Source organism: Photorhabdus tasmaniensis (assembly GCF_011189505.1).
Taxonomy (GTDB): Bacteria; Pseudomonadota; Gammaproteobacteria; order Enterobacterales; family Enterobacteriaceae; genus Photorhabdus; species Photorhabdus tasmaniensis.
In genome coordinates this window covers 1-12,566 of record NZ_PUJU01000019.1, presented here as the reverse complement: position 1 = coordinate 12,566, position 12,566 = coordinate 1, and the positions used below count along the sequence as shown (strand labels likewise).

The following is a 12,566-nucleotide window of genomic DNA, read 5'->3' as shown; positions in this document are numbered from 1 at the left end:
ATCAGCAGAAGATAGGTGAGCAACGGACCTATTATTAAATAATAGAGATGGCAATTAAGAATGAAAGTAATAATTCCGGCAATAAGCCGTCGTTCAGAACGTCGGTCTATTTGTCGTATAAATCCAGGTATTTCCACCGCGATGGCCTTGTCAAAATGTGGAATAGGATTGTGCCTTTCTCCGGTTTTTTACCGGATGATGCTGGTATTACTGGCGGGTTGGCATACTCAGGTAACAGCGCGTGACTATTTTGATCCTGCTTTATTGGAGTTTGGTCAAAGTTCAGGACAAACGGTGGATTTATCACAGTTTGAAACTGCGGGTGGTCAGGCACCGGGAACTTACCGAGTTGACATCTATATTAATGGTACTTTCTTTGATTCACGCGATGTTACGTTCCAGCATAATGGTACTGGTAGTAACGTGCTGGTTCCCGTACTTACCCCGAATTTATTGGAGGCGGCGGGTGTCAATGTGAATAGTATTCCGGCATTAAAAGCATTGCCGGCGGATAAGCCAATGGGGAGTCCATTAAGCAAATTCATTCCTCAGGCCACGGCTCATCTGGATTTCTCTCAGATGAAGTTGAGCTTGAGTGTTCCTCAGATAGCGATGAAACCTTTGGAGAATGGTCTGGTTGATCCAAAGTTATGGCAAGAGGGGATCCCGGCTTTTTTATTGAATTACAATATTAATGGCAATCAGAACCGACGCTCACAATTTGGTAATAAACAGACGAGTCAGAGTCTGTTCGGTAGCTTTAATTCCGGGTTGAATTTGGGGGCTTGGCGTCTTCGTAATACTGCCACCTATTCTTATAGTTCTCAGACTTATAATTGGTATGACTCATTTAATGATGCAGCGAAGAAAACGACACAATCCCAGCAAAGGTGGAACTTCTTACAAACCTATTTGCAGCGTGATGTAGTCGCGTTACGCAGTGATCTGACGATAGGGGATACCTCGACTGGCTACGTGGCGGGTCAGGTATTTGATGGTTTTCCTTATCGAGGTATTGGACTTGCCACCAGTGATTCCATGACACCCGGTAGTCAGAGTGGTTTTGCACCGATTATTAGCGGGATAGCTAAATCCAATGCACAGATTACGGTGACACAAAATGGCAGCGTGATTTACCAAACCAACGTCGCGCCAGGCCCATTTCGTATCACCGATCTGGTGGGGAGCAGTACCGGCGGTGACTTACAGGTCACGATAACCGAGGCAGATGGTACTCATCATGGGTTCAGTCAAGCCTATTCTAGTTTGCCTATGATGTTGCGACAGGGGCAATTTAAGTACGAAGTGGCAGCCGGGCGCTATCATTCGGGGGGATACAACAATCGTAAGCCGGTGTTTGGCATGGCTTCGATGATTTACGGTCTGCCTGGCAACGTCACACTATACGGTGGTGGTTTGGTGGCGCAATCGTACCAGTCTGCGGCGCTGGGAGCTGGGCTTTCCCTTGGTATGATGGGGGCGTTATCTGCGGATGTCACGACGGCTCGAACCCGGTTGCAAAATGCGACTAACTTCCTGCGCGGGGAGTCTTACCGTGCTAAATATTCGAAAAGTATGCTGACCACTGGCACGACAGTGGATTTAACCGCGTACCGCTATTCCACCCGTAATTATCTAAGTTTTTCGGATGCGAATACCCAAGGCTACAGTGTTTGGGGAGAAGTCCCCTCTTGGATGTCTGAACGGCGGCGTAGCAGTTGGCAAACGAGACTCAGCCAGTCATTGCCCGGTAATTATTCCCTGTGGCTCAGTGGTCGGCGGGATAACTACTGGGGCAGCTCTAAAACCAATACCACGCTGTCGATGGGATTGAATGGTTCTTTCTACCGTGTGGGTTGGGGGCTTAATTACAGCATTGATCGCATGAGAGGTAATGGTGATTGGCCTGAGAACCGTCAAATTTCGTTGAACGTGAATGTTCCTCTGAGCTTGTTTGGTTCCTATGCGGCCCTGAATAATGCGTATGCTAATTATAATTTCTTCCGTGATAGTTCCGGGCGCAGTAATAGCCAGCTAGGGTTGGGTGGCTCAGTACTGGATGACAATAGTCTGTCCTGGGGCGTATCACAAAGCCAGGCTAATCAAGGACAAGGAAACAGTGGATCCGTGTCGATGGGATACAATGGCTCTTTCGGGCAAGCGAGCTTGGGATACAACTACGATTCACAAGGGGGACGTAGTGTGAACTATGGGTTTAGCGGAGGACTGATTGCTCATCAGTATGGTGTCACCTTGGCATCGCGTATTGGCGATGCTGCTGTGTTAGTGCGAACAGCGGGGGTTGGAGGTGTGCGTGTGATGAACTCCAACTTAGCTACGACTAATCGCTGGGGGTATGCGGTTATGCCATATGCCAGGACGTACAGCCGTAACAGTATCAGCTTAGACCCGTCATCGCTGCCTGAAGGGGCGAATATGGAGCAAGGCAGCAAGAACGTATTCCCGACTAAGGGGGCTGTTGTGGTCGTGGATTACCCCGTACGTATTGGGCAGCAATTGCTGATGAATCTAACCTATCACGGTAAACCTGTACCGTTTGGAGCAATGGCGGGGCTGAAAGGGGAGGCAGATACAAATCTGGCGGCGATAGTGGGAGATGGTGGGCAAGTGTACCTGAGTGGTATGCCGTCTAAGGGGGTACTGAAAGTGAAGTGGAGTAATGCACCGGATAGCCAGTGTGAGGTGACATTTAACCTGGGAGCACCTCCGGTGAAGAAGAAAGGCGATAAGAGTTGGAGTCCAATGAGGCAACTGAACGAAACCTGTCGTTAAAAAGGGATGCTGTATGGTGACAATCTGCACGAGCAATCCAGTGCAGAACACAATAACCAAAAGAAGAGGGATCCCGGAAAGGTGGATGTATTCCGGCTGAGACGGGATGATGGCAACGAATGAGAAGTTTTAACAGGACAATTGGGGAGTAATCCTTGGTTGGGTATCGCATGAATATGAATGAAATGTTTATTAACAGGATAGTGCAGGCGGTTGGTCGGATGGTAGCTTATTGTTGCCAGTGGCCGACATGGGCAGGCGTGATATGCCTATCTGTGGGTATCTTTTCTTCCTCCTCGGTACTTGCTACACAAGTAGAATACTGGAACGCAGCGGCAGTCAGTGATGCGCTTGGGCCTCGGCAAGCAGTGCCGTGGAATCGCTCTGTCATCACCTATCCAGCATCGGGGAAAGCAAACTTGGGCGCAAATATTGTGTTTCCCAATGTATCATCAATGTTGTGGCAGGGAGACCCCAAAATGACGATGGAGAACGCTAAGTTTCGGCTCGTATCTAAGGGGAAAATCTTTGACGATTTGCAAATTAGCTCGGGTACATACAACTGTAAAATTAAAGCCAGCTTTAAGGATAATCGTCCAGGAACAGCGGAAAAGCGCTTTTTGCTGGATATGATGAATAATGCGGGTCTGAATCAAACTGAATACGCATCTCTTGAGGTAAACAATGGCGATACTAAGGTTGATGAAGATGTAAAAAATGCGGCACTGCAAGATTTCAAATTCGATGTTTCTTGTAGTGGGGACAATTTTTCATGGCAGCGACATCCCGATCAGAAGATCAAATTCGACACGAGTCCTAATGGTGATCTTATAGGATTTCAGGTTAAGACCTCGAGTGAGAACGATTTTGTGGTTTGGCAACGACCACTAGGTAGTCTCCCTGAGATCAAAGACCCTACAGTAATATTGCAGCCACCAAATTGTTATTTTCCGGTAGCTTATGACAGGCGACTTCACTTTGGTGAGGTTTTGCAAATAAACGGATACCCAGGCGGTCAGCGCAAACTCAAGGACATAGACTTTACTATACCAGTTTTCTGCCTTGTCAACGAAGGAGAAAATACAGGTGGCACTGTAATTGTGGTGGCATCTTCCCACTATATAATGCCAGGTACTCAGAATCAAATGTTGCGGGTGATGCATAATACACCAGAGAGTAAAGAGATTGATAATGAAGCGTTGGGGGTAAAGCTTAATCTATCTAGCGTGGGCGTCGAAAGACCTCTTGAGAGTAATCCGGTTAGTTTCAGTGCTGATCTTGACCCTAAATTTAGTTGTATGGGAAATATTGTTGTGGGTAAAGGTAATACAACTCAGACAATGGATAAGCAAATCACATTTGGCAATGGTAGTACCGATGTAGACACGGGGGGTTTTGTGTGCCTTCAAGTGGAGAACCCTTCTTTTTCACTTACACCACCTAAACCACCTAAACGAGAAATTACGCGGTTTAACCTCAATTTCACTGGAAGCCTCTGGCAACTCCGGGGATTGAAGCCTTCGGATTATGGTTATTTCCAGACGAATTTTGACATGACGTTGGTAAGGCCATAGCGCCTGCGGTGAGCGTTATTTTTACACAAATCATTAAATATGGTGGGCGGATTAGCCTATAGGTATTTCATTTCAGATAAATCACAGTATTTCATTTCTCATGTGATAACGGGTAGACCAGTTAGTCACCGGGGGAGAGTAAAATGACAATCAATGTTAATGATTCAATGCTGCTTCAAATAAGCGGCAGTCAGACCGATTTGCTTGGAAGTCAGACTATTACGGGTAAACAAAGTAATCATGGGGATTTTCGTCTGCCTGCCTGCTTGTCTCATTTGAATGATACACCGTTGTACATGGCGGTCGCGTATTGGGGATTATTGAAGGGACGCGGGTTTACCAAAAGTGAAATCAGCCAGGTGTTCCGAGTGACAGAACGCCGGGCAACAGATGTGATGAATTATATCTACAATGAGCGACGTGATGTGATTGCCTGTGAAAAAATCTTCTTTCGTGAGAAGCGGAGATATCGCCGGCTGATGCTGATTGTTACGGCAGTCGTTGAACCTATGCCCCAGAAGGGTCAGGTAACGAAAACGGTGAAGTCGACGCGCTCCCGGACATCATCACAAATTAATCGCATGCGCATTTGGTTTTTGCAGCGGGCTTGTGTTCCGTTTATCTCCTGAGTCGTATCACACATGTGGCTGTTTGGTGGGTCATGATGGAAGATGAGTTTTTATCGATTCTGTATGTGATGCCTTATGGGATGCTGATAAGCCGGGTAGTACTGATTATCGGTATTGTATTGCTGGTTGTTTGTGGATTTTTATTGGGCAACAAAATTCGTTGCTCGCTGTATCCCCGTATGCTGTTAGCGTATTGGTGCCGGACATGGATCTTGCCACTGTTGTTTATCGCTATCGGGTTGGTATTGATGTTTGGTGTGGGTGGCGGGGGTTGGTTAGACCGCATACTGGATGAGGTTGATTCAGCATTGATTGGTCTGTTCTTTGATAACCGGGATGACGTGCCGCTGGTGCCGTCATTGCCGGTTGAGTCTTGTGGGTCGGCGGTGGATAGCGATTTGGCTGTTCACCTGCTGATTTGCATGGGCTATCCGGTTTAGTTTCTGTTACGGCTGACTCGCATCACATCCGGCATAATTCGGATTTTGCGCATAATATTCGCTAACTGAATACGGTCTTTGGTGGTCAGCCGGATAAAAGCGCAGTAAACACGACCATCTTTCTCTTCTGTATTCATACCTTGAATACTGGAATTGGCTGCGTTAATGGCGGCAGTCAGATTTGCCAACGCCCCTTGGTGGTTAAACATATCCACTTTTATTTCGGCGGTGAAATCGTTATTGATCTCTTTATCCCATTCAACGGCCATAAATTTTTCGGGTTCTTTCTGATAGCCTCGAATATTACGGCAGGATTCATGGTGGATAACCAACCCTTTGCCGGGGCTGATATGAGCGATAATGGGGTCTCCGGGGATGGGGCGGCAGCATTTGGCAAACGTAATCAGCACACCGTCAGCGCCTTTGATGGGCAATTTACGCGCTCCGCTGTTATGACTACGGGTGCTTGCGGTATTTTCCTGTGCGCCTGACAGATTGCGGGCGACGACGATACTCATGGTATTGCCAAGCCCGATTTCAGCCAGCAGATCATCGATTGTTGAGAGTTTCATTCTCGTCAACTCTTTATTGATATTTTCCTGTGGAATATCAACCAGCTTTTTCCCATTACCTAACGCGTGATTTAACAAACGGCGGCCTAGCCCAATGGAGTCTTCCCGCTTAAGGTTTTTCAACAACTGACGAATTTTTGCACGGGCTTTTGAACTGACGACAAAATTCAGCCAGGCAGCATTTGGACGAGCACCCGGTGCGGTGATAATTTCCACGGTTTGGCCGCTGGTCAGCGATTGGGACAAGGGGTATGGTTGGCGATCCACTCGTGAACCCACGCAGGCGTGACCAATATCGGTGTGTACGGCGTAGGCAAAATCAACTGGGGTGGCGCCGGCGGGTAATTCCACAATGCGCCCTTTCGGGGTAAAAACGTAAATCTCATCAGGAAACAGATCAGATTTAACGCTTTCGATAAATTCAAAAGAGCTGCCGGCACTTTGCTGTAGTTCCAGCAGGCTTTGCATCCAGCGGTGAGCACGAACTTGCGCGGCTGTGCCGGATTCCCCCTGTTCTTTTTCTTTGTAAGCCCAGTGTGCGGCAACCCCCATTTCAGCCATTTGATCCATATCTTCGGTGCGGATCTGGACTTCAACGGGCACGCCGTGCGGGCCAATCAGGGATGTGTGCAAAGATTGATAACCGTTGGCCTTGGGGATGGCAATGTAATCTTTTACTCTGCCCGGGCGGGGCTTATACAGGCTGTGCATCTGCCCCAAAACCCGATAGCAGATATCAACATTATTAACGATGACCCGAAATGCATAGATATCCATAATAGAATGGAAACGTTGCTCTTTGAGGTGCATTTTCCGGTAGATAGAATAGAGATGTTTTTCCCTGCCACTGACTTTGCACTCAATACTGGCTTCGGCCAGCCGGCCTGCAATTTCAGACAGAATTTTCTGGATCATCTCCTTACGGTTACCCCGGGCTGCTTTTACCACCTCTTTGATAACCCGGTAGCGGTTAGGGTGAAGGGCCTCAAACCCTAATTCTTCTAACTCCGTTTTCAGATGATGAATCCCCAGACGGTGGGCTAAGGGGCTGTAGATCTCTAACGTTTCTCGGGCGATACGACGGCGTTTATCTGGACGTAACGCCCCGAGAGTACGCATATTATGGGTACGGTCTGCTAGTTTGATCAAAATGACGCGGATATCTTGCACCATCGCCATGATCATTTTGCGGAAGTTTTCTGCTTGTGCCTCTTTTTTATCGCGGAAATTCAGCTTATCAAGCTTGGACACCCCCTCAACTAACCCAGCGACCACAGGGCCAAAAGGTTGTGCGATATCCTGAAAGGTGGCGGGTGTGTCTTCAATAACATCATGCAACAACGCGGCCATCAGTGTCTCATGGTCGAGACGCATCTCGGCCAGAATACAGGCAACCGCGACAGGGTGCGTAATGTAGGGTTCACCACTGGTACGGGTTTGCCCTTCATGGGCATCCCGTGCAACAGAATAAGCCTGCTTGAGGAGTTCAATTTGACTCCCAGGCAGGTATTTTTGGATAAGCAGATTCAGGCTTTCGAACAGATACAAGGCAGACCTACCGTAGATTAACGACGACTTTCCGCGATAGCGGAAACCGCCTGCATTTCTGCTGCTTCCTGCTCTTGTTGTTCCTGGCGCTCACGGACATCCAGGATTTTACCGTTAATCAGCCCCTCTTCCACTTCACGCAGAGCGAGAACGGTCACTTTATCGTTCTCTTCTGCAACCAGCGGATCTTTACCGCCTGTTTGCAGTTGACGTGCTCGACGAGCAGCGACCAACACCAGGTCAAAACGGTTACCAATTTTTTCTACAGCGTCTTGAACAGTTACGCGTGCCATATGTGTGCGACTCCACAGGTAAAGAAATGACTGGGCATAATACTGAAATTGGGTTCAGTCTGCCAATAATTTGCTGATTAAAGCCTCATGCCGTTGCGCCTGGCGCTCCCGATGCAGGCGTTCTGAACGGATAATGGTGTGCAGATCGGCCAATGCAGTATCGAAAGCATCATTAACGATTAAATAATCATACTCGTTATAGTGAACCATTTCTGCAACAGCCTGCTCCATGCGTTTTTCAATAATGTCTTCACTGTCCTGACCCCGACCGCGCAGACGGCGGCAAAGTTCTTCTTTTGACGGTGGCAGGATAAAAATACTGCGGGCAGAGGGCATTTGTTTGCGGATCTGCTGCGCCCCTTGCCAATCGATATCAAGAAAGACATCAACGCCACTGGCAAGGGTTTCTTCAATCACTTTCTGGGATGTACCGTAATAATTACCGAAAACACGGGCGTGTTCCAGAAATTCGTGATTATCGATCATTTGGCAAAAGGCTGCTTCAGTGATAAAGAAATAGTGTTCACCATGATTTTCACCGGGACGCATTGCGCGCGTGGTATGGGAAACAGAAACCTGAGTATCGTACAAAGGTTGTGTTTTTAATAAAGCCTGAATCAGACTTGATTTACCCGCCCCGCTTGGCGCAGAGACAATATATAATGTGCCTTGGATCATGATGATATCTTGGTTGGTTGGATAACAATGTATACTTTTATCTTTCAGGTTGCTGCTTTCACTTACCGCTACGCTGCAACTTGAAATCTATTGGGTATAAATATAAAGCAGAATAAAATTCTTATAACAGTATACACGTACCGGCTCATACGTGTCGCGTTACCGATGTATTTCCGTAGAAATTTTCTTGGGGAAAGGCGGCTAATGGATATTTTGTATCGCCGCTTGTTTGGTTTTACCTGTCGGAATTTATCGGCTGAATTTCTAACACGCCCTATTCAACCGGGGATTGTTCCCCGGCTGCCTGATTAAAGATGACCATTTGTTGCCATCACTCCCTTCCGGGTAAATTACCTTTACGCTTAGGGGGCCACTTGCTGCTGGTTATCACTGTTTTTTGCGTGAGGTTGCACTACGGCTGGATCTTTAAAATTGGGATTTAAACCATCTGGTGGGCTCCAGAAAACAACGTTATAGATCAAATATTTGGGATCTTTGGCACCTTGCATTTCAATTGATGGCACCCCATTCGCCCAGTCACTTTCGAATTTGACTTTCTCTTCAGGTTTCCGCTGCCATGAAAAACCTGTTCCCTTACAGGATACAGAGTAATACAGATCTACGAGTTTGGACTCCATCACGTTACTATCCCCTTTGAAAAAGTGGATATCCTTATTTACAACGACTGCATCTGTAAACAGTGTTACCTTGGCTTTTCCTGCTGCCTTGTCTCTGCGGTAGGCTGTCATCTCACAGGTGTACTTTCCTGTAACGACGTGCGGAACAATGAAGAGATGGTGTTGCGCTTTAACCCACAGCACAAGATCTTTTAACACGGTGGGATACTCTGTTTCTGGAAACGCAATATCGTACTTTGCTGGAAAAACACCTATTAAGTTTCTTGTCCCTGCTGGCGGATAACGCACTGGCTTACCGTTATTGTTTTCCCCATCCAATACCGGCATCCCGAGGGCAATAATGGCTCGATAGGGAACCCAGTCTACGACTTCAGCTTGATATGCAAGAACCGGGGTAGAGAAAAGCACACTGACAGAGAGACCCACTCCCCCCACCCATATCGGCCACCGGCGACAATGTGCCGTTATCCGGCCAATATTCTGTTTCACCCCGCTGATGAACATGTTGCCAACGTTCATTAAATATTCAGATGGGGATGACCCCCCGATTGTGAGATTAAAAGTTTTCATTGATTGCTATAATCCCGTCCCGGTCAGATTACATCTACCTTTCAGAGATTCTCCTTATTTCCAGTTATTATTTTCTGCATCGGTTATCCCATGCAGATCTTCACTACACAGTTTCTTTCATCCAAGATTGCCTCTGGAACCATTGGCTCGCGCTTGTGTTTGGTTATTGCTACATCCGGTGTAATGGCTGGGCATCGTTCAGACATGTGCTGTTGTGCCCGCTTTAATCGCGACTCTTGGCAAAAGACTGTACTTAATGGGTGAACTAATCGTATTTGACATACGTTTTAGTCTTCCCAGAATTCCTGCCGCCTCAAGGCGGCTATTTGGGTCTTCAATTATACGGCCATGCTGCAATAATAGGGCGGTTGTTCCACCGTATAGAAACAGTAGCAGTATTCTTAATCGGGTTATTTCCTCCAGCTAGTTTATGCCATAAAACTTATCCCCTGCGGGTTAAGCTGATTTTTTATTGCTATGAAGACATAAATAAGAATAGCTATCTTTTTTAAAAAAGCTAATAGAAAAAAGTTATCAGTTGATAACTTTAGGTTAATGCCAAATCGACTTTCTGGTAGTGGTTTTCGAGTTATTCTCTACAGATACATGATAAGGGTAATAATAATGAGGTTTGTACAGAAGAATTTAGAGAAGATGTACATCTTTTTGGTTATTATTACGCGAACGCGTAAGTTAATTCACTAATCATTAATTGCAGCGCTGGAAATAGGGAGTTGTTAAATTTTTATCGTCATGTTCATTCGAGGGGGTTATAAAAATTCAGTTATTTTTGGTTGTTATAGGATTTATGTTCCAAACTATTTCGTAAAGTGATTGTCTTTTTATATTCCGCAAAAAGTTGATGTTGGTAATAACTGAGGTCGGGTGCGCTAATATTTTGAATGAATAGGCGATAGGCTGAGTGATTATATTCAGCTCAGCCATTGGTTAATGGTTCACAATAACAAAATAATACTTAATAGATTAACTAATCGTATCGCCATGCAACTTGATTTTGCGTTAAACCAGCAGCATACCGTATGTATAATAGAATATTAATTAGCTTGAATTCTGGTTCTGGTACTACCGCCGTACTTATCCTGTGGGAGGGCTTCCTCCTCTGCGACGGTAATGACACTACTGAGGCAGAAATTAAAAAAATCATAATTGATGAATCACAGAAGTTAACGTTGTTTTCCGAACTGCTTCGCAAAGTTATTATCTTTTCCTAGGACGGAATCTTTTTATCCCCTATTTTGCTGTTATGCATGGATAGCTAGGGAGCAACGGATACTTAATTTATTGATATTGATTCTGTTTATTGTTTTCAATTTCCGTAGAAATTTTCTTGGGGAAAGGTGGCTAATGGATATTTTGTATCGCCGCTTGTTTGGTTTTACCCGTTGGAATTTATCGGCTGAATTTCTAACACGCCCTATTCAACCGGGGATTGTTCCCCGGCTGCCTGATTAAAGATGACCATTTGTTACCATCACCCCCCCTCCCGGGTAAATTACCTTTACGCTTAGGGGGCCACTTTCTGCTGGTTATCACTGTTTTCTGCATGAGGTCGCACTATGGCTGGATCTTTAAAATTGGGATCTAAACCATCTGGTGGACTCCAGAAAACAACGTCATAGATATAATTGTTGGGATCTTTGCAGCCTCTCATTCTAATTGATGGCACCGCATTCTTCCAGTTACTTTCGAATTTGACTTTCTCTTCAGGTTTCCGCTGCCATGAAAAACCCGTTCCCTTACAGGATACAGAGTAATACAGTTCTTCTAGTCTGGACTCCATCACGATACTATCCCCTTCGAACCAGTGGATATTCCTATCTGCAACGACTGCATCTGTAAAAAGTGTTGCCTTGGCTTCTCCTGCTGGCCTGTTTCCTTTGCGGTAGGCCACCATCTCACAGTTGTACTTTCCTGTAACGACGTGCGGAACAATGAAGAGATGGTTTTGCGCTCTAACCCACAGTAGAAGATCTTTTAATACGATGGAGGGATATGTTTCTGGAAACTTAAGATTGGACTTTGGTGGAAAAACACCTACTAAGTTTTTTGTCCCTTTTGGCGGATAACGAATTGGCTTACCGTTATTGTTTTCCCCATCCAATACCGGCAGCCCGAGGGCATTAATGGCTCGTGGGGGAACCCAGTCTATGACTTCAACTGTATATGCGAGAACCGGGGTAGAGAAAAGTACACTGACAGAGAGACCCACTCCCCCCACCCATATCGGCCACCGGCGACAATGTGCCGTTATCCGGCCAATATTCGGTTTCACTCCGCTGATGAATATGTTGCCAGCGTTCATTAAATATTCTGATGGGGATGATCCCCCGATTGTGAGATTAAAAATTTTCATTGATTGCTGTAATCCCGTCCCGGTCAGATTACATCTACCTTTCAGAGATTCTCCTTATTTCCAGTTATTATTTTCTGCATCGGTTATCCCGCGCAGATCTTCACTACACAGTTTCTTTCATCCAAGATTGCCTCTGGAACCATTGGCTCGCGCTTGTGTTTGGTTATTGCTACATCCGGTGTAATGGCTGGGCATCGTTCAGACATGTGCTGTTATGCCAGCTTTAATCGCGACTCTTGGCAAAAGACTGTACTTAATGGGTGAACTAATCGTATTTGACATACGTTTTAGTCTTCCCAGAATTCCTGCCGCCTCAAGGCGGCTATTTGGTAGGGTGAGATCGCGAACGTTATTTAATCAAAATCGTTCAGTTTGACCCACGGAGCTACTTATGATCTCATACTCCTTTTTTCAGGAGTGCCCCCATGAATATCGACGCTTTTTCTCAGTATTTCGG

At 46.1% G+C, this 12,566-nt stretch carries 9 protein-coding genes; 4 read left to right on the top strand and 5 right to left on the bottom strand.

The window, feature by feature from the left end; genetic code table 11:
* Positions 1–60: 60 nt before the first annotated feature.
* The 4 genes from C5471_RS10810 (at position 61) to C5471_RS10795 (ending at position 5,436) form a co-directional block, all read left to right on the top strand.
* Positions 61–2,793, top strand: coding sequence for a fimbria/pilus outer membrane usher protein (locus tag C5471_RS10810; protein WP_242688656.1), 2,733 nt, complete (start codon positions 61–63; stop codon positions 2,791–2,793).
* Between the two features lie 170 nt (positions 2,794–2,963).
* On the top strand, positions 2,964–4,367 hold the full coding sequence (locus C5471_RS10805) for a hypothetical protein (protein ID WP_133814447.1): 1,404 nt from the start codon (positions 2,964–2,966) through the stop codon (positions 4,365–4,367).
* A gap of 143 nt (positions 4,368–4,510) precedes the next feature.
* Positions 4,511–4,996, top strand: coding sequence for a CaiF/GrlA family transcriptional regulator (locus tag C5471_RS10800; protein ID WP_133814446.1), 486 nt, complete (start codon positions 4,511–4,513; stop codon positions 4,994–4,996).
* A gap of 32 nt (positions 4,997–5,028) precedes the next feature.
* Positions 5,029–5,436, top strand: a complete 408-nt coding sequence (locus C5471_RS10795; RefSeq protein WP_133814445.1) for a hypothetical protein — start codon at positions 5,029–5,031, stop codon at positions 5,434–5,436.
* Here C5471_RS10795 and spoT read toward each other — a convergent pair.
* From spoT to C5471_RS10770, 5 genes are all read right to left on the bottom strand, one after another.
* Complete coding sequence (spoT, locus tag C5471_RS10790) at positions 5,433–7,556, bottom strand: bifunctional GTP diphosphokinase/guanosine-3',5'-bis pyrophosphate 3'-pyrophosphohydrolase (protein ID WP_133814444.1); 2,124 nt, start codon at positions 7,554–7,556, stop codon at positions 5,433–5,435. The genes C5471_RS10795 and spoT overlap by 4 nt on opposite strands.
* A gap of 17 nt (positions 7,557–7,573) precedes the next feature.
* Positions 7,574–7,849 (bottom strand): DNA-directed RNA polymerase subunit omega, encoded by a 276-nt coding sequence (gene rpoZ / locus C5471_RS10785; RefSeq protein WP_133814443.1) that lies wholly within the window; start codon positions 7,847–7,849, stop codon positions 7,574–7,576.
* A 54-nt stretch (positions 7,850–7,903) separates the two neighbouring features.
* Entirely contained in the window at positions 7,904–8,527 is a 624-nt protein-coding gene (gene gmk / locus C5471_RS10780) for a guanylate kinase (RefSeq protein ID WP_133814442.1), read from the bottom strand.
* A 362-nt stretch (positions 8,528–8,889) separates the two neighbouring features.
* Positions 8,890–9,684 (bottom strand): hypothetical protein, encoded by a 795-nt coding sequence (locus C5471_RS10775; protein ID WP_166295855.1) that lies wholly within the window; start codon positions 9,682–9,684, stop codon positions 8,890–8,892.
* Positions 9,685–11,260: 1,576 nt separating this feature from the next.
* Positions 11,261–12,058, bottom strand: coding sequence for a hypothetical protein (locus C5471_RS10770; RefSeq protein ID WP_133814440.1), 798 nt, complete (start codon positions 12,056–12,058; stop codon positions 11,261–11,263).
* Positions 12,059–12,566: the final 508 nt, after the last annotated feature.